This is a genomic window from Dokdonella koreensis DS-123, assembly GCF_001632775.1.
Taxonomy (GTDB): Bacteria; Pseudomonadota; Gammaproteobacteria; order Xanthomonadales; family Rhodanobacteraceae; genus Dokdonella; species Dokdonella koreensis.
Genome location: NZ_CP015249.1, coordinates 442,269 through 465,486, shown reverse-complemented (window position 1 = coordinate 465,486; position 23,218 = coordinate 442,269). Strand labels below are relative to the sequence as shown.

19 protein-coding genes are annotated in these 23,218 nt (G+C 71.2%); 4 read left to right on the top strand and 15 right to left on the bottom strand.

Going from position 1 to position 23,218, the window contains the following annotated elements; translation table 11 throughout:
• Positions 1-144: 144 nt before the first annotated feature.
• Positions 145-1,128 carry a DUF1028 domain-containing protein gene (locus tag I596_RS01785; RefSeq protein WP_067643313.1) on the top strand — a complete coding sequence of 328 codons (984 nt, stop codon included), beginning with the start codon at positions 145-147 and terminating at the stop codon, positions 1,126-1,128.
• A gap of 120 nt (positions 1,129-1,248) precedes the next feature.
• On the opposite strand, the gene I596_RS01780 is transcribed toward I596_RS01785, so the two are convergent.
• Positions 1,249-1,719, bottom strand: coding sequence for a hypothetical protein (locus tag I596_RS01780; protein WP_067643311.1), 471 nt, complete (start codon positions 1,717-1,719; stop codon positions 1,249-1,251).
• Positions 1,720-1,974: 255 nt separating this feature from the next.
• Here I596_RS01780 and ligA point away from each other — a divergent pair, with 255 nt between their 5' ends.
• A complete protein-coding gene (ligA, locus tag I596_RS01775) occupies positions 1,975-4,335 on the top strand; it encodes an NAD-dependent DNA ligase LigA (RefSeq protein WP_067643308.1) in 2,361 nt (786 codons plus the stop codon).
• A gap of 18 nt (positions 4,336-4,353) precedes the next feature.
• On the opposite strand, the gene I596_RS01770 is transcribed toward ligA, so the two are convergent.
• From I596_RS01770 to I596_RS01750, 5 genes are all read right to left on the bottom strand, one after another.
• The gene (locus I596_RS01770) at positions 4,354-5,391 is read right to left on the bottom strand and encodes a hypothetical protein (RefSeq protein WP_067643305.1); all 1,038 of its coding nucleotides are present in this window, start codon (positions 5,389-5,391) and stop codon (positions 4,354-4,356) included.
• 38 nt (positions 5,392-5,429) lie between these two features.
• Positions 5,430-8,234 (bottom strand): delta-60 repeat domain-containing protein, encoded by a 2,805-nt coding sequence (locus tag I596_RS01765; RefSeq protein ID WP_067643302.1) that lies wholly within the window; start codon positions 8,232-8,234, stop codon positions 5,430-5,432.
• A gap of 80 nt (positions 8,235-8,314) precedes the next feature.
• Entirely contained in the window at positions 8,315-11,329 is a 3,015-nt protein-coding gene (locus tag I596_RS01760; protein ID WP_150131967.1) for a choice-of-anchor J domain-containing protein, read from the bottom strand.
• 213 nt (positions 11,330-11,542) lie between these two features.
• Positions 11,543-13,939: a winged helix-turn-helix domain-containing protein gene (locus I596_RS01755; protein WP_067643297.1), complete on the bottom strand. Its 2,397-nt coding sequence runs from the start codon at positions 13,937-13,939 to the stop codon at positions 11,543-11,545.
• Positions 13,940-14,183: 244 nt separating this feature from the next.
• On the bottom strand, positions 14,184-14,756 hold the full coding sequence (locus tag I596_RS01750) for a hypothetical protein (protein WP_067643294.1): 573 nt from the start codon (positions 14,754-14,756) through the stop codon (positions 14,184-14,186).
• Positions 14,757-15,323: 567 nt separating this feature from the next.
• Between I596_RS01750 and I596_RS01745 the strand changes: the two genes are divergently transcribed.
• A complete protein-coding gene (locus tag I596_RS01745) occupies positions 15,324-16,229 on the top strand; it encodes a glycosyltransferase family 2 protein (protein WP_067643291.1) in 906 nt (301 codons plus the stop codon).
• A 185-nt stretch (positions 16,230-16,414) separates the two neighbouring features.
• Here the strand turns inward: I596_RS01745 and I596_RS01740 are convergent, their stop codons facing one another.
• The 6 genes from I596_RS01740 to I596_RS01715 form a co-directional block, all read right to left on the bottom strand.
• On the bottom strand, positions 16,415-16,675 hold the full coding sequence (locus I596_RS01740) for a DUF2798 domain-containing protein (protein WP_067643288.1): 261 nt from the start codon (positions 16,673-16,675) through the stop codon (positions 16,415-16,417).
• A gap of 221 nt (positions 16,676-16,896) precedes the next feature.
• Complete coding sequence (locus I596_RS01735; RefSeq protein WP_067643285.1) at positions 16,897-17,331, bottom strand: VOC family protein; 435 nt, start codon at positions 17,329-17,331, stop codon at positions 16,897-16,899.
• Positions 17,332-17,422: 91 nt separating this feature from the next.
• Positions 17,423-18,082, bottom strand: a complete 660-nt coding sequence (locus I596_RS01730) for a Pr6Pr family membrane protein (protein ID WP_067643282.1) — start codon at positions 18,080-18,082, stop codon at positions 17,423-17,425.
• Positions 18,083-18,250: 168 nt separating this feature from the next.
• On the bottom strand, positions 18,251-18,700 hold the full coding sequence (locus I596_RS01725; RefSeq protein ID WP_067643279.1) for a GNAT family N-acetyltransferase: 450 nt from the start codon (positions 18,698-18,700) through the stop codon (positions 18,251-18,253).
• A 44-nt stretch (positions 18,701-18,744) separates the two neighbouring features.
• On the bottom strand, positions 18,745-19,104 hold the full coding sequence (locus I596_RS01720; protein WP_223303898.1) for a hypothetical protein: 360 nt from the start codon (positions 19,102-19,104) through the stop codon (positions 18,745-18,747).
• 64 nt (positions 19,105-19,168) lie between these two features.
• Positions 19,169-19,648: a YciI family protein gene (locus I596_RS01715; RefSeq protein ID WP_067643275.1), complete on the bottom strand. Its 480-nt coding sequence runs from the start codon at positions 19,646-19,648 to the stop codon at positions 19,169-19,171.
• A 354-nt stretch (positions 19,649-20,002) separates the two neighbouring features.
• Here I596_RS01715 and I596_RS01710 point away from each other — a divergent pair, with 354 nt between their 5' ends.
• Complete coding sequence (locus tag I596_RS01710) at positions 20,003-20,740, top strand: hypothetical protein (protein WP_150131966.1); 738 nt, start codon at positions 20,003-20,005, stop codon at positions 20,738-20,740.
• A 61-nt stretch (positions 20,741-20,801) separates the two neighbouring features.
• Here the strand turns inward: I596_RS01710 and I596_RS01705 are convergent, their stop codons facing one another.
• From I596_RS01705 to I596_RS01695, 3 genes are all read right to left on the bottom strand, one after another.
• The gene (locus tag I596_RS01705) at positions 20,802-21,299 is read right to left on the bottom strand and encodes a hypothetical protein (RefSeq protein WP_223303897.1); all 498 of its coding nucleotides are present in this window, start codon (positions 21,297-21,299) and stop codon (positions 20,802-20,804) included.
• A 90-nt stretch (positions 21,300-21,389) separates the two neighbouring features.
• Positions 21,390-22,217 carry an alpha/beta fold hydrolase gene (locus I596_RS01700; RefSeq protein WP_067643266.1) on the bottom strand — a complete coding sequence of 276 codons (828 nt, stop codon included), beginning with the start codon at positions 22,215-22,217 and terminating at the stop codon, positions 21,390-21,392.
• 126 nt (positions 22,218-22,343) lie between these two features.
• A complete protein-coding gene (locus I596_RS01695) occupies positions 22,344-23,165 on the bottom strand; it encodes an alpha/beta hydrolase (RefSeq protein ID WP_067643263.1) in 822 nt (273 codons plus the stop codon).
• Between the last annotated feature and the right edge of the window lie 53 nt (positions 23,166-23,218).

Below are 23,218 nucleotides of genomic sequence, written 5' to 3'. Positions count from 1 at the left end.
ACATCAGATATCCACTGGTTCATCCGCCGTTGCCGACCACCTGCGGCCCGCCAGGCTACGATCCGCCGCCACGCGGCCGCCGCGACGCAACCCCGCGGCCGCGACACGCATCCAAGCCGCTCCCTCGACCGCCCCCGGACACCGATGAGCCCGCACCACCCGCCCCGCCTGCCGCGCGCCCGCACCCTGCGACTGGCCGGCCTGGCCCTGCTCGCCCTCGCGTCGTCGGCGCAGGCCACGTTCTCGATCGTCGCCTGCGACCGCGACGGCCGCTGCGGTGTCGCCGTCGCCACCAACAACCGGGCCGTCGGCGCCAGCGTGCCGTATGCCCAGGCCGGCGTCGGCGCCCTCGTTTCGCAGTTCGAGACCAACCCCGGCTACGGGCCCAAGGGCCTGGCGCTGCTGGCGGCCGGCCGCTCGCCCGAGGCGACGCTGCAGGCCCTGCTCGACGGCGACGGTGGTTTCGACGGCACCACGATCGCCGAGCGCCAGGTCGGCATCGTCGACGCCCAGGGCCGCTCGGCGACCTATACCGGTGCTCAGGCGCGCACATCGGCCTGGGCCGGCGCCCTGCACGGCGACGGCTATGCGGTCCAGGGCAACGGCCTGGCCGGCGAGGCGGTGGCGATCGCGATGAAGCAGGCCTTCCTCGCCGGCCGCGGCACCCTGGCCGAGCGCCTGATGGCCAGCCTCGAAGCCGGCCAGGCCGCCGGCGGCCAGACCATCGGCAAGCGCTCCGCCGCCCTGCTCGTGCGCACGCCCGACGGCGCCTGGCAGGACATCGACCTGTGCGTGGATGGCGCGGCCGAGCCGATCGTGGACCTGCGCCGCCTGCTGGAGCAGCACTATGCGCTGCAGGCGATCATCCGTGCCGAGCGGCTGGCGCGGCAGGACAAGCCCGCCGAAGCCCGCACCGCGATCGCCGAGGCCTTGCGCCGCAGCTACGGCTGGGACCGCATCTGGCGCCGCGCGGGCAGGCTGGCGATGACGATGGGCGACCGCGAGCGTACGCTCGACTACCTCGGTGTCTTCCTGTCGGTCAACCCGGTCTGGGCGCGGCAGGAGCTGGACGACCCGTTGTACCAGCCGCTGCACGGCCAGGCACTGTTCGAGGCATGGCGCCGCTGAGCGCCCCGGCACCCGTGGACACCGGCGGTCGCGGCCGCGTGGCGGTGCCCCAGCCGTACGCGCAAAGGGCGGGATCGATCGGCCCCGGGGCTCGCGACGCCCTGCAATTGGCCCGCCGCATCACGGCACGGTGTATTGGACGTACTCGACCTTGACGTCTCGCAACGCGCCTTTGACGTAGTGGAACGTCGTCGTCTGCATCCAGTGCGTCTTACCGCTCGTGTACGGCTGCGACTGCGACACGCTACCCGACGCTCCGGCCGAGGGCGGCGACGCCGAACCATCTCCCGGCGTCCCGGTCGCTGACACGAAGGTGGACAGCGGGATCGGCTGTCCCCTGCCTTTGATCAGGGCATGGGTATCGGTCTTGACCAACTCACCGTCGGCCCCGTGGACATGGGTCACGATCACATTGCCCTGGCGCTCGGTGCGAATGCACAGACCGGTGCAGCGCGCGCCATCGTGCAGGCCCCACAACAAGGTATCGCCGTCGTCGAACGGCCGCGACCCCGGCTTGCTCGAATCCAGCGTCGCGGCAGCCACGACGGTGCTGCCGATCAAGCCCATGAAGAAGACAACATGACGCTTCATTGGTGACGTCCTCCGGCCAGCCGGCACCGTACCGGTACGCCGTTCTATCGACGAATGCTCGCGGCATCAACCCGGACTGGCCCGATACGCACCGACCGTTCAGTTCACGGGGCCCATCGTTCACGCAAAGGCCTCGGCCGAGCGATCGTCGACCCTGCCTACGCAGGGCTCGATCAGCGGCTCGTTCACCTGCCTCGAACCCTTGGACCCTTCAAGGACTCCGCCCATCCGAGCGCACGCCTTAAACTCCGCGCCATGACCGGTAAAGCCCCCTCTCCCGCCCGCCGCGCCGCCGAACTGCGCGAACGCATCGAAGACGCCAATCACCGCTACCACGTCCTCGACGATCCGGACATCCCGGACGCCGAGTACGACCGCCTGATGCGCGAGCTGGAAGCGCTGGAAGCCGAGCACCCGGAACTGGCGACCGACGACTCGCCGACCCGCCGCGTCGGTGCCACACCGTCGCGCACGTTCGCCGAGGTGCGCCACGAGATCCGCATGCTGTCGCTGGCCAACGCGTTCAGCGACGAGGAGATCCACGACTTCGTGCGACGCATCGTCGAGCGCACCGACGTGGCCGACCCGCTGTTCTCGGTCGAACCGAAATTCGACGGCCTGGCGATCAGCCTGCGCTACGAGGACGGCCGCTTCGTGCGCGGCGCCACGCGCGGCGACGGCGAGACCGGCGAGGACGTCACCGCCAACCTGCGCATGGTCAAGGCGGTGCCGCTGCGGCTGCGCGGCCACGGCTGGCCGCGCGTGCTGGAAGTGCGCGGCGAGGTCTACATGCCGCGCGCCGCGTTCGAGGCCTACAACGAGCGCGCGCGGCGCGACGGCGGCAAGGTGCTGGCCAACCCGCGCAACGGCGCGGCCGGCTCGCTGCGCCAGCTCGACCCGCGCATCACCGCGGCGCGGCCGCTGGCGTTCTACGCCTATGCGCTCGGCGTCGTCGAAGGCGGCGACCTGCCCGAGACCCATTCGGCCGTGCTGGCGCGCCTGCGCGACTGGGGCCTGCCGGTCAGCACCCTGGTCGAGACCGCGCGCGGCGCCGAGGGCTGCCTGACCTACTACCGGCGCATCGGCGCCAGGCGCGACACGCTGCCGTTCGACATCGACGGCGTCGTCTACAAGCTCGACGACCTCGCCGGCCAGCGCGAGCTCGGCTTCGTCGGCCGCACGCCGCGCTGGGCGATCGCGCACAAGTTCCCGGCGCAGGAGCAGGCCACCCGCGTCGTCTCGATCGACATCAACATCGGCCGCACCGGCGCGGCCACGCCGGCCGCCAAGCTCGAGCCGGTGCAGGTCGGCGGCGTGACCGTGACCAACGCGACGCTGCACAACGCCGACCAGGTCGCACGGCTGGACGTGCGCATCGGCGACACCGTGATCGTGCGCCGCGCCGGCGACGTGATTCCCGAGGTCGTGCGCGTCGTCCCCGATGCGCGGCCGCCCGGCACCGTGCCGTGGGCGATGCCGACCCGCTGCCCGGTCTGCGGATCGGAAATCGTGCGCGAGGAAGGCGAGGTGGTCTGGCGCTGCTCCGGCGAGCTGGTCTGCCCGGCCCAGCGCAAGGAGGCGGTGTTCCACTTCGCCGCGCGCCGCGCGATGGACATCGAGGGCCTCGGCGAGCGGCTGATCGACGACCTCACCACGCTCGGCTTCGTCGGTTCGGTCGCCGACCTCTACCGGCTGACGCTGGACGACCTGATCGAGATGAGGCGGCAGGCCGACGCGCGCGACGGCACCACGCCCGAGACGGTCAAGGCCGGCAAGATCGCCACCAAATGGGCCGAGAACCTGGTCGAGGCGATCGAGCGCAGCCGCGCCACCACGCTCGAGCGCTTCCTCTACGCGCTCGGCATCGAGCACGTCGGCGAGAGCACCGCCAAGGCGCTGGCGACCTGGTTCGGCCGCCTGGAGGCGATCCGCCACCTGCCCTGGCCGCTGCTGACGCGCGTGCCGGACATCGGCGGCGAAGTGGCGCGCGCGATCGGCCACTTCTTCGAGCAGGCCGGCAACCAGCAGGTCATCGACGACCTGCTCGCGCGCGGCGTCGCGATCGGCGACGAGCATCCGCCTTCGCCGAAGCTGCGCAAGGCGCTCGATGCCGCCGCCGTGCTCGCCGCCCTGGCGATCCCGAAGCTCACCGACAAGCGCGCCGGCCAGCTCGCCGCCGCGTTCGACGGCGCCGCCGCGATCCTGGCCGCGCCCGAGCACCAGCTGGTCACGGCCGGCCTGCCGGCCGAGACCGCCGCCGCGTTCGTCGCCTGGCGGACCGACCCGGCCCACGCCGCACTGCTGCGCGACAGCTTCGCCGCCCGTGCGCACCTGCTCGCCGCCCTCGATGCCGCTGGCGCCGAGGACGCATCGGCGGCCCCGCTCGACGGCCAGACCGTCGTGCTCACCGGCACGCTGGCGTCACTGACGCGCGACCAGGCGCGCACACGCCTGGAAGCGCTCGGCGCCAAGGTTGCCGGCAGCGTGTCGAAGAAGACCGCCTTCGTCGTCGCCGGCAGCGAGGCCGGCTCCAAGCTCGACAAGGCGACCGAGCTCGGCGTCGAGGTCTGGGACGAGGATCGGCTGCTGGCGTTCCTGGCCGGCTACGAAGGCTGACACCGGCCGCCCGGCCGGCTACGGGCGCGAGGCGCAGTCCTGCAGGGCCGCGCCGGCATCCAGGTCCACGACGAACGAGTCGAGCCGGCCGTCGAAGCTGCCCCAGCCGGCCAGGCGCCGGCCGTCGCCGCTGACCGCGGTCAGTACCGACGGCTTCCAGTTCGCCGGCAGCGGGATCGCGTGCTCGGCCAGCACCTGCGCCAGGGTCAGCAGCGAGCGCCCCTCGATCCAGACGACCGCCTCGCGCCGCTCGCCGGTGCCGGTGCCGCCCACGGCGATGCGGCCATCGTCGCTGGCGGCGAACAGCATCGGCTGCGCCTGCAGGCCGTCCTCCACCAGTACGCGCGCGCCGTCAGCCGCGCGCCAGCGGTAGACCGAATGCGCGCTGCCGCCCCGCGTGGCGAGTCCCAGCAGGATCTGGCCGCGATGATCGGCCCCCAGCACCTCGCCCGCCGCGCCGGCCAGGATCTGCGTGCGGCCGTCCTGCCAAAGGACACCGCTGGCGCCCTGCGGTGTCTGCATCCAGCCGTAGACGCGCCCACCGTCGCCGAGCCCTACGGCATGCGTCGCCGCCCCGCGCGCCGGAACGGGCAGCTCGCGCAGGCCTTCGGCCGGTGACCAGACGAAGGCCGCCGGCCCTTCCGCGCGGCGGCGGGCGTTGCCCACCACGCGCGGCTCGTCGGAAATGCCGAACGCCTCGCTGACCTGGCCGATCGCTGCCCAGTCGGCCAGGCCGCCGAGGCGGTGCAACCGGCCGTCGGCATCCCAGTAGCCGGCCACCTGCCGCGCCTGCTCGTCGAACACCGATCCGGAGACGTAGCGGCCGCTGGCCGACAGGCCACGCACCGTCACGGCCTCACGCAGCAGCTCGACGCCGCCCGCCGCCGACCAGCGGAAGCCGCCGGCCGGGCCGCTGACCAGGCTGCCGGCAGCGAAGCAGCCATCGCGGGACAGCGCGACCACCTGGCTGCCCGGCAGGCCGAGGGGCGTGAATCCCGCGTGCGCTGCCGCCATCGGCAGCAGCGCGCCCAGCAGGCCGGCAAGTCCCTTGCGCATCGAGGGGATCTCTCTTCGGAACCGGTCCGGCACGGGCGTCAGGGCGCGGTGCCGTCGAAGCCGTCGCGGAAGATGTGCTCCTGCGTGTCCTCGACGAAGGTGGCCACGACCGTGCAATCGGCGCTGGCCGGCGCCGTGGTGTACTGGCTGCCGCTGAGCTGCCCGCCGCAGCCGGTGATCGTGTCGAGCCGGTGACCGGCGTCGGGCGCCACGGTGAACGTGAGGGTGGCGCCGTGCTCCACGACTCGCACGGTATCCGGGTCCAACCGCCCGCCGGGTCCGACGCTCGGCGTCACCAGGACCGTCGCCGCGCCGGACAGGTAGGCCAGGCGCACCGACGCGTGCAGCGATTCGGACGCCATCGACATCCAGTACGCCGGTGTGTGCTTCGGGATGCCGCGCGCGCGGACCCACACGTTGCGATTGCGCGGCAGTGCGATGCCGTCGATGCCCCAGCCGCCTTCGACGGCCTGACCGCTGCCGAGCCGGTGCCACGCTTGCTGGTCCTGTGACCAGTCGAACTCGACCCGCGCCAGCACCGCGCCGGCGCCACTGCGCCACCAGCGGATGCCGCGACCGTCGTCGACCAGGTCCAGCCGCTGCACCACCGCCTGCGCGCTCGACAGCCGCGCGACATTGGTGCGTTCGAGGCCGCCGGCGCCGGTGAACTCGCCGTAGACGATGGCCTTGCCGTCGGCCTGCTGCACGATGCCGCCGACGCGCCGGCCGCCCGTCGGCGAGCCGAACGTGCCGATGTTCGGGTCGTAGCCGGCATCGAGCACGCCGTCGCGGTCGAGCCGCGCGATGCCGGCCCGCGGCAGGCCGTTGACGCTGTTGAAGCGGCCGGCGACCAGCAGCGAGCCGTCGATCTGCTCGGCGAAGGTGTCCATGACACCGTTGACGGCCGCCGCCGCGAAACCGGTGTCGCGCGTACCGTCCGGCAGCAGCCGCGCGAAGTACGGTGCCGGCGCTCCGTTGATCTGGTCGAACTCGCCGCTGACCAGGATGCGGCCGTCGTCCTGTCGCGAAAACGAGGCGATGCGCGCGTTCATCAGCGGCCAGAACGTCGTGTCCATCGAACCGTCGGTGCCGAGCAGGCGCAGCTCGTTGCGGTAGTCGACCCCTTGCCAGCCGTTGGCGAGCACGCGGCCGTCGGGCAGCACCGCGACACCGTACAGGCCGCCGTTGTCGAGCGCGCCGGTGTCGAACGACGGATCGACGCTGCCGTCGGCGCGCAGGCGTGCGATACCGGTGCGCGGCACGCCATCGATCTGCCAGAAGCGGCCGGCGATCAACAGCGCGCCGGCCGCTTCCTGGCGAATGCCGTAGATCATGCCGGGCGTGGAGAAGTTGTCGAGGATCTCGAACGAGAAGTCCGGATCGAGCGTGCCGTCGGCCGCGAACAGGGCCAGGCCGGTCCTGACCTGGCCGTCGATGACCTCGAACGCGCCACCGGCGAGGATCTTGCCGTCGGGCCGGATCACGAGGCTCTTGACCCAGGTTCCGGCGGCCGGATTGCCGGCGACGCTGAAGTCCGCGACGTGGAAGGACGCATCGACCGAGCCGTCCGCATTGAGGCGTACCAGGGCGGTATGGCGGCCGCCCGGCGTGCTGCCGATGAAATCCAGGTTGCCGCCGATCAGGATCTTGCCGTCCGGCTGCGTCGCCACGGTGTGGATGTCGCCGAGCACGCCCGGAAAGACCGGATCGCCGCCGGCGAAGAAATCGACGTCGGCGCTGCCATCGGCGTTGAGGCGCGCCAGGTACTTCTGCGCCTTGCCCTGGATCGTGGTGAAGCCGCCGCCGAGCACGACCCTGCCGTCGTACTGTTGCAGCAGGGCCTGGACCTCGTTGTTCGTGCGCGGCTCGAAAGTCGGGTCGATGCTGCCGTCGACGTTCAGGCGCGCCGCGTAGTTGAACTGCGTGCTACCGGGCGCCGTGAACACACCGCCGATCAACAGCCGGCCATCGGCCTGCATGCTCACCGTGGAGACGATGCCGGTGACCCCGGCCGTGAAGCTGGCGTCGTGCGAACCGTCCGCGTTCAGGCGCAGGAGACCGGCGGCCGGCGTGAAGAACACGCCGGCGACGACGACCGTGCCGTCCGCCTGCGGGATGATCCCGCCGACAGGGCCGGTCGCCGGGGGATTGAACGTGGTATCGAGCGTGCCGTCGGCCTCGAGGCGCACGAGGCCGAGGCGCTGGGCGCCGCCGACCATCGAGAAATTGCCGCCGACGAGGATCCTGCCGTCCGCCTGTACCCCGATGCGCTCGACCGGCGCGTCGAACGACAGCGATACGAAGCTCGTGTCCAAGGTGCCGTCGGCATTCAGGCGCGCGAAGAACTCCCGCGGCTGGCCGCCGACCGCGGTGAACCAGCCGCCGATCAGGACCTTGCCGTCGGGCTGCAGCGCGAGCGTCGATGCGGGCGCGTCGAGCATCGGGCCGAACGAGGTATCGTTCGCGCCGGAGGCGTCCAGCCGTACCAGCCCCGGCTGCCCGGTGCCGCCGACCTGGGTGAAGCCGCCACCGACCAGCAGGCGGCCATCGGGCTGAAGGACGAGGCTTTCGATGCCGCCGTCGAACACGGGATTAAAGCTCGCATCGAGCGAGCCGTCGATGCGCAGGCGCGCGACGGAACTGCGCGCGACACCGCCGATCTGGGTGAAGTCACCGGCGATCAGCAGCTGGCCATCGGCCTGCTGCAACACGATGCGCGCCGGCAGATCGAGATTCGGCGCGAAACCATCGCGCACGTTCTGCGCCCACAGCGGTGCAGCGAGCACGAACAGCAGGAGCGACAGCGCGAGGCGCGGCAGGGCCTTCACGGCGGCGTGATTCATGGACGGATTCCCCGGGGTTGCGTTCGATAGGTTCGATGGTCTTGCCGGCCGCGCCGGACACCTGCGGGATGCGCGCAGGCTCATGGCCGTGCTCCGTCGAAGCCGTCGGCGAAGAGGCGATCGGCACTGCCGACGGTGAACGACAGCGGCAGCGCCGTGCGCAGATGCAGCGGATCGTTGCTGTGGATGCACAGGTTCGCGCGATGGACGCCATCGACCAGGCCGCTCGCGTCGAACGTCAGCGTCAGCGGCGTCGCCGGTGCGCCGGCGGCGATCGTGCCGCTGCTCGCGCCCAGTGCCAGCCACGGGATGTCGGCCGCCTGCGTGCACACCACGCCGCGCCGCGCGAACGCCAGCGCACCGAACTGGGCGTTGCTGGACAGGCCGGCGATCGGCGCCACCCAGCGGGCGGCACCGGTCTGCCGGTCGAGCGCGAACAGCGCCGAGCCGACCGGAAACGCGCCGCCGGCCTGCACGATCGCCGCCAGGTACAGGGTATCGGCGGCCGGGTCGAAGGCCAGCGCCGAGAACAGGCCACCGGTATCCAGGCCGATCGCGCCGATCGCCTGCGCCTGGCCGCTGCGCTTGTCGATCGCGATCAGTGCATTGAGGATGACGTCGAGGCCATAGAGGTTGCCGTCGTTGTCGAACTCCAGGCTGATCAGGCCGGGGGCGTCGTTGATGTCGCCGACCGGCCAGGCCGTCGCGGTCACCGGGTCGATCCGCCACAGCTGGCTGGCCTGGCCGTTGGCGGTGGCCAGGTACACCGCGCCGCTGGTCGGATCCTGCTTCAGTCCGCTGGCGAGGCTGCCGACCGGCAGGCCGGCGACGCGGCCGACCAGGTGCTCGCCGGCCGTGACACCGCTGGCGGCGTCGATCGGCGCGTAGCGCAGCAGCTCCTGGCGCTCGGTGTCGAACGCGTACAAGGTGCCGAAGTCGTCGTCGAGGAAGTCGGCGCCGGTGATCAGGCGCGTGTCGAAGGAGGCCTTGATCGCGGCGTTGCCGACATAGCCCGGCGCCGCCGGATCGGACACGACCAGGTAGCCGCTGCCGATGTCGAAGCCCCACAAGGCCAGCGCCGCATCGCCGCCGTGCGGCACGCCGGCGCCCGGAACGGCGAGCGGCGGCAACGCGTCGCGCTCCACGCGCACGCCGAACGGCGCATCCGCGGCGGGCGCGGCGAGCGGGCGCGGCGTCGCCGGCATGTGCCGGTTCGCCGCCGACAGGCCTGCGCGCCAATCGAGCCGGCCGTCGCCGGTATTGGCGATGCCCAGGACCGTCGTGGCCTGCCCGCCGGCCGGCGCCGCCGCTGCGACCGTCGTCGCATCCAGGTTCAGCACCGGCGTCCGGGCGTCGATGCGCACGGTGCGCGTACGCGTATGGATGGCCGGGTCGGACGGCGTCCACAGGATGCGGTTGACATGCTGCAGGCTCGGCGTGCGGAACGAGTACTGCTGCGCCTGGTCGTAGCGCTGCAGGCCGATCGAGGCGTTGCCGCCGTAGGCCAGCGTCGGCACGCCGCCGAAGACGACGTTGTCGTACTGGAACTCGACCCGGTTGCTGGTCTCGTGCAGGATCACCTGCGCGGTCAGGCCACGCTCCGGCGCCGGCGAGCCGGACATCACCTGCTGCTGGTGGTACTCGACGATGTACTTGCGTTTCGGCGCCTCGCCGATCGTCTTCTGGAACACCGTGCCGGGCGGGATCTCGTAGCCGTCCGCCGCGAACGTGGTCCAGTACAGCGCCAGCGAGGTGCCCATGATCGTCAGTTCGTTCTCCGGCAGGCGCTGCGGATAGGCGCCGGGAGCGACGATGTGCGTGGCATAGCCGGGGCACCACGGCCCCTTGGCCGAGGAGATCAGGCCGTAGTGCGCGACGCAGACGCGGTCGACGCGCTCGCCGTACAGCTGGAAATCGAAGTCGGCCGGGAACGCCGCGAACGCATCCACCGGCACCACGTCGCCGTCGGTGATGTCGATGAAGGCCGCCGGCTGGCTGTCATCGTAGCGATAGCCGGGCGGATCGGTGCGGGCAGTCCAGGTCGCCGACAGTGTCTGCGGCTGGCTCACGGTGACGGTGCGGTTGACCTGGTAGCTGGCGCCCGGTGCGAGCGGCTGCTCGCGCAGGTTGAAGATCACGCCGGCCTGGTCGTCACGCAGCCAGTGGTAGCGCAGCGGGGCATTCGTGCGGTTGGTCACGCGATAGCACAGGTTGACCTGGTCGCCGACGGCGACGTCGATCTCGGCCGCGCCGTCGCAGGCATCCGGGTCGGCCGGATTCGCGCGCGTGACGGTCACGTCCAGGTCGATCGGGCTCGGCGCGTTCTCGCTCTGCTCCAGCACGACGCGGTCGATGCCGATGTAGTTGCCGCGCAGCACGCCATCGTCCTGGCTGAGGAAGTAGCGGAACGCGATGCGGCCGCTGCCGGAGGTCGGCAGGCCCTCGGCGGCCGTCACGGTGTAGCGCGTCCAGCTCTCCGGATAGCCGCCGACCTGCTCGCCCGGGTTGATGTCGAGCACGAGCTGGCCGAATGCGCCGACGTCGTCCGGCTGAGTGCCGACGTCGCTGCAGTCGCCGCTGTTGCAGACGCGCACCTGCACGCGATCGGCCTGCAGGGCGCCTTCCGAGGTGCGTGTATAGAACGAGAACACGCTGTCGGCGGTGAAATTGACCGGCGGCGTCAGCAACCACGAGCTCATGCGGCCGTGGTCGAGGTTCGTCGCGTACCAGTTCTGCACGACGAAGGAACTGGCCGGCCCGTCGAGGGCGTTGAACACGTCGGCGCGGCCGCGGAACCAGATGCTCCACGGCGCATCGCTGTTGTTCTGGCGGATCCAGCCGCTGGCATAGAGGCCGCCACCGAGAACGGCGACCTGCTCGAAGCCTTCGTTCAGCGGGCGTGCCAGCGCACCGGTGCCGCGCGCCGCAGGCGGATTCGGTTGCGGCGGTCGCGCGTCCGCCGGGCTGCCCGGCAACGGGCCCTGGATCAAGGCGGCGTCCGGCGGCGTCGAGCCGGAGTCGATGCGTTGCGCCTGCGCGCCGGCTGCGCCTGCACACAGCAGCGCCAGCACGAGGATTCTCAAAACGGATTTCACGCTGCTCCCTCCCGCACGGTGAACACGCCAGAAGACCGGCCGATGCGCTCGGCATCCGCCGTCCTGCCTATCAGCAGCCTGCGTCGGGCGTGCGGCGAGGACCGCAACGGCGGCGCAACGCACCCGCAAAGCGCCCGCAAGGCACCCGGCAAACCCTTGCCCTGCAAGGAAAACGCGCCTCGGACCGGACGCCGGGGCGGCTGCCGGCCGCGCTCAGTACGGCAGCGCGGCGGCCTGCTCGCCGCCCAATGCGACCGCCTTGGCGACGGCGGCGTCGGCAAGCGCGCGATCGCCGTTGGCGCGGTACACCGCCGCGGTCGCCAGCGCGACGCGGTAGTCGCGGTCGACGAACCCGGCCAGGCGGCCGGCGACGGTGACTGCGCGCTCGGGTGCGCCGCCGTCGGCCAGCAGGTGGCGGATCTGCGCCAGTCCCGATTCCACGATCAGGTCGCTGTTCCCGTGCTGGTCGGCCAGGGCCAGCGCGCGCGCGAAATCGCGGTCGGCGTCCGCCGCCGCGGCCGGTGCCGCCAGCTCGGCGTGGGCCAGAGCGAGGGCGTACTCGTCCTGCCAGTCCATTTCACCGGCATCCCGGTTGCCGCTCTGGGCGTCGAGCCAGCGCCGGCCGGCCGCCGTGTCGCCGCCGCGCGCGGCGGCCGAGACGCACAGGCGCACCGCGTCGCGAAGACTCGCCTCGCTGGTCGGGTCTGCACGCCGGCGGATGCGCTCCAGCAGGCTGTCGCCGTCCCTCACGATGGCGGCGAAGTCGCCGCGACGATAGCGGATCTGGGCGCGCAGCAGGTCGAACTGCGGGTCGTCGCGTGCCGACGGCAGTGCGTCGAGGTAGGCGTCGAGTTCGGCGGTCGCCTCGGCCAGCCGGGCGTTGGCGGCCAGCGCACGCACGCGCGCCGAGGCGAGCCGGCGCTTGAGGATCGGATTCTCGAGCTGGGCCTGCAGGTCCAGGTAGCGCTGCGTGGTCGCCAGTGCGGCGGCGTTGTCGACCAGGTCCAGTTGCACGATGGTCTTGCCGTGCAGGCCGGTCGCCAGCATGTCGGCGACGCCGTAGCGCTGGCTGACCGCGATCGCGCGATCCATCGCCGCCAGCGCGGCGGCGTGGCGGCCGCGGTAGGCCTCGACCAGGCCGACGTTGAAGTCGAGCGCGCCGAGGGCGAGGGTGTCGCCGTTGCGCTCCATCTCGATGCGTGCCCGGCCGAAGTCGCTCATCGCCGCCTCGTACGTCCCGAGGCTGCCGGTGAGCATGCCGCGCTCCATGTAGGCAGTGCCGAGCAGGTCGCGCAGCCCGTGATCCTCCAGTAGCTCGATCGCATGGGACTGCGCGCGCGCGCCCTCGGCATAGTCGCCGCGGCGCAAGGCGACATTGCCGAGCCCGATGTGGGCGCGGGCACGGATCTCGCTGGCGATCTGCGGCGTGTCGGCGGCCAATGCCTTGAACAGGCGTTCGGCCTGGTCGAGCCGGCCGGTACGGAAGGCGATGCGCGCCTCGCGGATGCGCAGCTCCGGGCGCTCGCGGTACGCGGCCGGCGCGGTGTCGATCAGTTCGCGCGCCTGCGCGAGCTCGCCCTTCAGGAAGGCGGCATCGACGCGCTGCAGCAGTTCGGTGAATCCCGGCTGCGCGTCCGCCTTCGCCGGCACGGCGATGCCCTGCGCGGCCAGGAAGCTGCGGCTCGCCTCGGCGGCGGCATCGAGCGCACGCGCGCCGGTGCCGCTGTAGGTGCGCAGGTCGTCCTCGTGGTAGACGTCCAGCTCGAAGGTCCAGGCACTGGCGGAACGCGCTGCGCGCGGCATCAGCAGATAGGAGGCCCCGGTGATCGCGCGGATGCGGTGTACGTCGCTGGCATTGCGCAGCGCGCTCAAGCGATCCTCGCCGGCGACCGCCATCGCCTGGTTGCTGGACAGCACGCGCAGCCTGGCTTCCTCGCGCAGGCGCGCGGCGACGTATTCCATGCCGCCCAGCCGCAACCAGGCGTTCTCGACGTCGGCACCGGCGATCGCGACCGGCAGCACCAGATAGGTATCGTCTCCGTCGTTCACGGCCGCCACCGGCTCGGCGGCTGGCCGTGGCGGCGCAGCCTGGCGCAAGGCGTACGGCACGGCGACGAGCAGCGACAACACCACCAGCGCCGCAAGGCCCAGCCACAGGCGCCGGCGCGGCATGCGCGCTTCGGCGGTGGCCGGTACCGGTTCGCTCGCGGCCGGCGCCACCGGTGCGTCGGGAGCGTCATCCGCCTCGGCAGCGTCGGTCGCACCGCGTGCCGGCACCGGCAAATCCAGCGTCGCCTGTTCCACCGCGGCCAGCCAGCGATAGCCGAAGCGCGGCACGGTCGCGATCGTGGTCCGCTCGGCACCGGTGTCGCCGAGCGCCAGGCGCGCGCCGCGCAAGGTCTGCCCGAGCAGGTGGTCACTGACGTCCAGCCGGCCCCAGACCGCGGAAATCAGCTCGTCGCGCCCGACCGCACGGTCGCGGTGCTCGATCAGGTAGAGCAGGCAGTCGAACGACTTGGGCGGAATCGCGACCCGGCCGCCGTCGCTGCGCAGTTCGCGGAATTTCGCATCCAGCTCGAACCGCTCGAACCGGTAGATCAGCCTATGCATCGCGGGACCCGGTCAACGGCAACACCCTCATCGGCTACTCGGCACGGCGACCGCTCCCGGCCCCGCAGCACCCGCACGCGCATCCGGCATCCTCGGCGTCCGGCGACCGTCTCGTTCCGCATCGGCAGCCGGAGCGGCCACGGTGTCCGCGCCGATGCGCGCTGCATCGGCGGCGATCGTTGATTCTAGCGCCTGTCGCCGCGATGACGGGGAGACGGCCGACCCGGGGGATTGACGACAGGCCCTACAGCCTGCGGGCCTCGTGCCAGAGCCTGCGTTGACCCGTCCCGTCGAGCCAGGCCTCGAACTGCGCACGCAACGGCGCGAACTGCACGGGCATGTCCTCGGGCGGCGGCTCGCTCCAGGCGTAGGCCATGCCTTCGCGGAACCAGGCCGGCTTGCGCAGCATGCCGATCGCCCCGAGTTCCTGCGCTTGCAGGGCGTGGATCAGTTCGTGGCGTGCGAAATGCGGCGCCCACGACGTCGACGCGATCAGCGAGCCCAGCCACGGGTAGGTGATCGCACGCTCGGCGCCGCCGCCAAACGCGCGATAGCAGGCGTCGGTCGAGCAGAACGCCATGCGCGGCCGCTGCTGCAGCGGCGTGCCGCGCGCGGCGATCTTCAGCAGCGCATCCTCGTAGAGCGCCGCTGCCTCGGCCAGGCGCGCCGGCTCTTCGACGCAGACCGCACCGTCGCAGGTCATGCCGTTGAGCACCGGCGCCAGCAGCCGCACCGGCTTGGCCAAGGCCCAGGCCGCCGGCGGTGCCGACAATGCGGCCAGGATCACCCAGACCGTCAAGGCACGCGGCTTCTTCACCCCACACATCCGCTGCCCGACGGCCGGGCCGGGCCGCGCGCGGCCGATCCATGCGCGGAATGTCCCACCGGGACGGCCCGGTGCTCGGCCGGGCCGGCACCGGTCGGCACCGTGCCACGGCAGCCGGTCGATGCCGCCTGCCGTCGATCGCCATCCGCCCGGTTCGTGTCTGTCGCCATCGCCGTACTCTAGGGCATGTCATCAATCCCCCGGCAGGTCGCGTTGGCCCTGGAAAGTCGTCAGGGGGTGGTGTGTGGCGCCGCGCCTGACTGGCCGTCAGGTCAAGCCGCGCAACGCACGCTGGCGGCTTTCCAGGGCCAACCCGTAGGGCCGCTCTTGCGTGCGCCCGGGACTGCGTCATCGCTCGGGCGTGGACCGACGTCCACTGCCTCCCTCTTCCTTGTCACGGACGCACGCAAGAACGGCGCGGCCTACCGGGGGATTGATGACACGCCCTAGCGCACGCATCCGCCGGTGCGGCCGGTCATCGCGCTGCCGTCCCGGCGTCATCGGTCTGACGCAGGCGCTGCCTAGCCTGCCGTCCTGCTCATCGATCGAAACGACCGCATGTCCACGACGATCCGCCGCTGGGGAACGCTCGCTCCCCGGACCGAACTCAGTGTCGTCCTGTCCACCTACAACCAGCCCGCGTGGCTCCAGAAGACGCTGCTCGGCTACGCCGCGCAGACGGCCGGCAGCTTCGAGGTGGTGATCGCCGACGACGGCAGCGACGCGCGCACGAGCGAGGCGATCGAGCGCATGGCCAGCGCGTTCCCGGTCCCGGTCGTCCACGTCTGGCACCCGGACCAGGGGTTCCGCAAGAGCGTCATCCTCAATCGCGCGATCGAGGCCGCCCGCACCGACTACCTGGTGTTCTCCGACGGCGACTGCATCCCGCGCGCCGACTTCGTCGCCACCCATGCAGCCCTGCGCCGCCCCGGGCGTTTCCTCTCCGGCGGCTACTGCAAGCTGCCGATGACGACCTCGCAGCAGGTCGATGCCGAGGACATCGTGCAGGGGCGCTTCGCCGATCCGACCTGGCTGCGGCACCACGGCTGCACCGATGCGGCCATCTCGCGCAAGCTCCGCGTGCACGGCCTGCGCGCCCGCGTCTGGGACCAGCTCAGCACCGCCCGCGCCAGCTGGAACGGCCACAACGCCTCGGGCTGGCGCAGCGACATCCTCGCCGTCAACGGTTTCGACGAGCGCATGGGCTACGGCGGCCAGGACCGCGAGTTCGGCGAGCGCCTGGTCAATCGCGGCATTCGCGGCATCCGCATCCGCCACCGCGCGATCGTCGTGCACCTGGACCATCCGCGCGGCTACGCCACGGCCGAATCGATTGCGCACAATCGTGCGATCCGCGCCGAGACGCGGCGGTCGCGATCGACCTGGGCCGCCTCCGGCCTGCGGCCGGGACCGGCACCGGCGCTGGAAACCGGCACACCGGTGCTGGAATCGGCCGCCGGTTAGCGATTCCGCGACGGCCGCATCCTGCTGCCCGGGTCCGGGATCGGCAACCGCGAGAACATGTCCGGGAACGCGAAAGTACCGCACCGGAAACCGGCAAGGACACGCTCGCCCATCGTCGGCGGCGGCCACGACTGCAGCCGCACTCGGTACCGATCCCCGGCGCCCGCGCGGGCGCCGGGAACCCCTCAGGATTGCACCACCCGTGCGGTCAACTTGCGCACGAGCGGCAGGACCAGCAGCAGTACCGGGAACGCGACCAGCCACGACAGGCCCCAGGCACCGGGCCACATCCGCAGCACGTCCTCGCTCCAGCCCACGCTTCGCAGCGTGCTGATCAGCGAGACCATCGCGGTCATCAGGACCGACAGGAAGAACGGCATGACGATACCGGCATAGCGTGCCGGCAGCTTGCGCAGGCCGAAGGGAAAACGCGAAGAAGAAGTCATGAAAAGCTCCGTAAGCCGACCCAGCAAGGCGCCCTCCCCGTCGGCATCGACCAGGAGTACCGCCCCGGCGACAGCCGGCGGCAGTGGGCGCGTTGGTTGACGTGAACGCTTACGGCGGCGCCGCGGACGGGGCGCGCGGGCGCTAGCGTAGCGAACGGTGCCGGCCGGCGGCAAGCGGCCGCTGGGGTCCCGCGCGGCGCGCGCGACGGATCACGGCGCGATCACCCCTCTTCGGCGGCGTCCTGCGACTGCCGCGGCTGGACCAGGTCCCAGAGCGTGCCGTAGAGGTCGGCGAACACCGCGACGGTCCCGTAGCGCTGCTCGTTCGGCTCGCGGACGAACACCACGCCGCGGGCCTTGTAGGCCCGGTAGTCCCGCCAGAAATCGTCGGTGTAGAGGAAAAGGAACACGCGGCCGCCGGTCTGGTTGCCGACGCGCGAAGCCTGTTCGTCACCGACCGCGCGGGCCAGAAGCAGGCGCGACTCCGATGCGCCCGGTGGCGCGACCACGACCCAGCGCTTGTCCTGGTCCGGCAGGTAGGTGTCCTCCACCAGGGTGAAGCCGAGGACGCGGACGTAGAAATCGATCGCCTCGTCGTAGTCCCGCACGACGAGCGCGACCAGCGCGAGGGATTGCCTGCCGATGGATGAGGACATCGTTCGATCGCAGCCCGTGGCTGCCTCCTTGGAAGACGAGTGGCGGCCGGCACGACCAACGCCGCATCCGCGCCCCGGCTATCGGGGCGCCTCAAGCACCTGTGGCCACCGCCCGCGAGCGTACCGCGGCGACCGCCCGGACGGCGAAGCCCAGCACGATGAAACCGGCCAGGAGCCCGACCGCGTTCGCCAGCGCCCGAGCATAGCCGAGCTGGTCCACGTCGATGAACGGGTACGGGTAGCTGCCGATCAGCGCGCCACGCACCAGCGCATAGACGAAATAGGCCACCGGATACGCGCACCACGCCAGCGGCGCCCAGGCCGGCAATCGCTCGCGCGGCGGGAACGCGACCCAGCACGCCAGCGCCGCCAGCGGCACCGCGTAGTGCAGGGTGATATCGGCGATCCATTGCCAGCCCTGCGGGCTCCAGATATGACGCAGCAACAGGTGGTAGGCGATCCCGACCAGGACGATCGCGGTGGTGGCGCAGCCGCGCACGCTGCCGCTGCCGGGCCCGCGGACGAGACGCGCGGGCGAAGCGACCAGGCTCGCCGCGGCGGTCAAGGCCACGAGGATGTTGGTGAGCACGGTGAAATAGCCGAAATAGGCCACCAGGCCCTGGCCCAGGGATTGCCCGTTGCTGGCGGCGAGGCGAACCGACAGCCACAGCTGCAGGCATACGCCGAATCCCGCGAGGATCGCCAGGACCGCCAGCGCCGGACGACGCAAACGCTCTCGCTGCATGGCCATGGAGCCCTCTATCCGCCGTGGGTGGCGGTCGTCGTGCGGTCAGCGGGATTCGGCAGGTCCGTCATGCGCGGCCAGCCGCCGCATGGGAGCCCCCCGGATGCCGGACGAGCGGATCATGCCACGGCGCCTCGCCTGCCTGCACGGGCAAGCCCCAGCCGGGTCGTACCGTCAGGGAACGTACTCCAGCACCTCGTCGCCCAGGCCGTCGACCGCTCCCGTGGGCCTCCAGCCCAGGTGCCGGTAGAAGCCATAGGACCGGACCGCCGGGTTGGACGAGCAGCCGAGAAAGAGCCGCTCCAGACCCATCGCCTTGAACTGCGCGACCATGAGACCCAGCAGCGTCTTGCCGATGCCCCGGCCTTCGTAGTCCGGCAGCAGCGCGAGGACGACGATCTCCCCGGTGTCCCGCGCGCCGAAGCAGTAGCCCGCCAGCACGCCGTCGGCCAGCGCCACGTAGCCCGGCAAGGTATCGTCGGCGATGCCCGACCGCCAGCTTTCGAGCGTGACGCCCACGGCGCGCAGCTGCTCGGCCGAGAACGCGTTCTCGCGCGTCCTGCCGCGCAGGACGATGCAGGCCGGTGCGTCGTCCGGCACCGCCTTCCGATAGATGACCTTCATTGCAGCCCCCGAGCCGCGCATTGCGGAACCCATGACACGCGTCGTCAGCGCACCCGGCTCGCGTACGCATGCGCCGCCAGGCCCACGACGAGACAGGCCAGCGCGACGACATCCGCGGTGACGACGCGCCCGACCTGCGCATTGTAGCCAGCGACGGACCACGCCAGGCCGAGGAACGAGACGACGCTGACGACGCCCGCCACCAAGGCGCTCCACTGGTACGCGCGCCGGAACGCGGCGACGACCAGGAACACGCCGAGCAGGCCGAACAGCACCGCGCGATGCCGCAGCAGGATTTCGAGGTTCGGATCGGCCAGGGTCAGGCCGTAGAGCGCGGCCAGCCGCTCACCGCCGAGGACGCCGGGCAACGGCAGAAGGTGGATGAGACCGACCACGAGCAGCATCGCCGAGACGACTTGTCGCAGCGCTGCTACCGGTCGTCCTCGGGTGGTGCCCGGCACACTCACATCACGGCCCCTGCTTCGACGCGATCTTCTTGTGCGTCTCGTTGACCAGCATCAATCCGGCCGAGCCGTAGAACACGTGGTACTCGGCCACCATCTCGCCGTTGGCGACGACCGGGTCCTGCTCGACGTGGCGCTTGGCCTCTGCGGGATCGTCGGTGGCGAGGACGAAGAGACCACGCCAGCCGTCCACGCCGTCCAGCGGACCGGCCAGGGCGAGCTTTCCCTGGTCCGCCAGGCGCTGGATGTTCGCGAAGTGCCCCTTGAACATCGCATCGCGCGCAGGGCCGGGCGGCATCTTCTTGGGGCCGGCCTTGAGCACGACGAGCACGTACTTGCGCATGCCCAGCTCATCGGCACCGAGCGCCTTGGCCAGCGCGGCGTCATGGGCCGGCACGGCGACCGGATCGGCCCCGGCCGGGGTAACGGCGGCGGCGGCGAAGAACGCGAGGGCCAGGACGATTCCACCGCTGCGCAACGACATGACGCGTTCTCCTTGGGATCATGGGCGGACGACCGAAAGACCGACAGGGACCGCCTGGCCGTCCGTCCGCGGGACGGGCCGATGGATGGTACGCCTTCGCCGGCACACACGCCGGGCGCACGATGCCGATGGCGCCGGTGCGCGGACGCCCGCACCCGGCGTCGACCTGCGACACGGAACGCCTGCCTGTCCGGCCGATCGATGCCTCGGCCGACCGAACCGCCGTCCAGTGCGCTGTACCGGCCCGGTCGCATGTACCGGTCGCTGTAGCGCGCGTGTTCGATTGCGCATTGTCCGGCGCCGTGCAGCCCTCGACCATGGGGCTTCCTATCCCATCATTCGGAGTGCATCAGCATGCGTAGTACGGCGTTCTCGATCATCGCGACGGCTGTGGCGGCGGCATTGGCAGGCCCGGCAGCGGCCGCCACCTGGACCCGCGGCGCCGCGGGCACCACCCCTTCCGACGTGAGCGGCGCGCCGATTGCCCTGGGAGCGGCATCGATCTCGCAACAGACCGACAACACGCCCGGCACCGAGGGCGTTTCCTGCCCCAATGACGACGAAACCGGAACCAGCGAGAGCGCGTTCTACCGGCGCTTCTACCTGGCCGAACACGGTGCGGCGCCGAGCGCATCGGTCAGCGCGGTCACGATCGCCGTCCGGGACGGCGGCTCCGGTGGCAGCGATGCGTTGCCGATCACGGTCAACCTCTACACGATTCCCGCATCGACACCGGAAGACACGATCCCGCTCGCCGCGTTGACACCGATCGGCACGGCGACGATGCCGCTCTCGGTACCAGCCGGCAATGCGCCGACCAGCTTCACGATTCCGGTCACCGGCACCATCGCCGACACCACCGCCAGCAACCTGGTCGTCGAATGGACCAATGGTGCCGGCGCCGATACGGTTCCGTCGTTCTATCCTGCCAACAATCTCGCTGCCGAGACGCACCCCTCGTTCATTCGTGCGCCGGGTTGCGGCGCGACCGCACCGGTCACGTTCGCAAGCATCGACTTCCTCTCGTCGCTGATCATGGTCGTGGAGGGCAGCGGACTGCCGGTGTCGCTGCAGCAGTACACGGTGGACTGAGACCCACCCCGACGAACCGCCTCTTCCGTCGACGGCGGACGAGGCGGCTTCGCAGGCCCGGCTAGGCGTCGGGAAACGGCAGCGCCAGCGACGCGCCGACCGGCGTCGACGCCCATCGGGCGGTCAGTTCCAGCACTCGCCCGCGGACCGCTTCGACATCACCGATGCCGATGGCCAGCGGCGGACAGCCGCGTGCCTCGCAGGTGACGTGATAGAGATCCAACAGATCCTGCGGCGCACCGGTCCAACCCGACCAGCCATCCGCCTGGAGCACTTCCACCAGCCGCTCGACGCCGTCGCTCTGCGCCTCCGGCACCATCTGGAACACGGCCTCTTCGCCGGCAGCCACACGGGCGATGAAGCCGCGCGCGTGCAGCGTCACCTCGACCGCGTAATGCACCATGTCGTGCGGAATGATCCCTTGCTTGGGGCAGCCGATCGCCGCCTGCGGCACGCCGGCGCGGACCACGGCCATGCGGTCGTGCTTGCCCGCGCCTTTGGTGAAAACCAAGTGCATGCGATCCGGCCTCCGCTCCGATGCGCGCCGGCGCACCGGCATCCCGTTTCACCCCACCGCACGCCGTGCGGCGGGGGTTCCGGTACAGGCTGCCCGGGCTGCCCCGGGCGCGGCACGCGTCTTGCGTTCCCGTCAGGACTGGATGAAGGCCAGCAAGTCCGCGTTGATCGTGTCCGGATGGGTGGTGCACATGCCGTGCGGCAGGCCCGGATAGACCTTCAGCGTTCCCTTCTTCAGCAGCTTGACCGACAGCAGCGCCGAATCGGCGATCGGCACGATCTGGTCGTCGTCGCCGTGCATCACCAGCGTGGGCACCTCGATCGCCTTGAGGTCTTCGGTGAAATCGGTTTCGGAGAAGGCCTTGATGCAGTCGTAGTGCGCCTTGATGCCGCCCGCCATGCCCTGCCGCCACCAATTGTCGATGACGCCCTGCGACACCTTCGCGCCCGGACGGTTGAAGCCGTAGAACGGCCCGGCCGGCACGTCGACGTAGAACTGCGCGCGGTTGGCGACCAGCGCGGCGCGGAAGCCGTCGAACACCTCCAGCGGCAGGCCGCCCGGATTGGCGTCGGACTTGACCATGACCGGCGGCACCGCCCCGATCAGCACCGCCTTGGCGACCCGGCCGTTGCCACCGTGACGCGCCACGTAGCGCGTCACCTCGCCGCCGCCGGTCGAGTGGCCGATGTGGACCGCATCCTTGAGATCCAGGTGCGCGGCCAGCGCGGCGACGTCCGCCGCGTAGGTGTCCATCTCGTTGCCGCTGTCGGTCTGCGACGAGCGTCCGTGGCCGCGGCGATCATGGGCGATGACCCGATAGCCCTTCGACAGGAAGAACATCATCTGGGCGTCCCAGTCATCCCCGCTCAGCGGCCAGCCGTGGTGGAACACCAGCGGCTGTCCGGTGCCCCAGTCCTTGTAGAAGATCTCGGTACCGTCTTGGGTCTTGACGAAAGGCATGGCGTACTCCTGGGTGGGTGAAGAACGATGCAGTCGGGTCCCGAGCCTAGCGCAGTCCGGCGACACCGGTTCGCGACCGGCGCCCGACCGGACGACGGGGCCGGTGTATCCGGCCCGCCGGCCCGGTCAGCGCAGTCGCGCGTCGATCCAGGCGACGATGTCGGCCATCACGGCCTCCTTGCCGAGATCGTTGAGCAGATCGTGGGCGTGTCCTTCGTAGAGCCGCAGCGTCTTGTCGCGCGAACCGGCCGTGGCGTGGAAGAACTGGCTGCCGGCCGGTACCGTCGCCTTGTCCGCCGTGCCGTGCAGGATGAAGACCGGCAGCGTGATCCGCGGGAACTCGCGGCGCATGCGTTCGGTGGCCCGCACCAGCGCCGCCACGGTCTTCGCCGGCTGCGCTTCGCCCTGCGTCAGCGGATCGGCATCCAGCGCCGCCACCGCAGCCGGATCGCGCGAGAAATCGGCGTTCTTGAGCTTGAGCACCGGCAGCCGCGGCGCGATGCGCGCAAGGCCCTTGATGAGGGCGAGCACCACCGCCGGCGCCGGCACCTGGAACGCGAAGCTCTCGCAGATCAGGCCCTCCAGTTCCGCCTGCCGATCGAGCGCGTAGGTGCAGGAGACGACGCCACCGGCGCTGTGACCGAGCAGGTACACCGGCAGGCCCGGTTCGCGCGACTTGGCGAGATCGATCAGCGTGCCGAGGTCGTCCACGTAGTCGGCGATGTCGTCGACGTAGAAGCGCTCGCCTTCCGAGCGGCCGCGGCCGCGCAGGTCGATCGCGTAGACCGCGAAGCCGGCCGCCTGCAGCTGCTCGGCCGCCCAGACGTACTGCCCGCCGTGGGCGTTCACGCCGTGGCAGATCACGACCACCGCCCGCGGTGCCGGCGGATGCCAGGAGCGAAAAAAGATCCGGGTGCCACCACGACCTGCAAAGCTGTCTTCTTTCATGGGCGCGTTCCTTTCAGCGGACGGGGATCATCGGGACGTCGGGTCGATCGAGC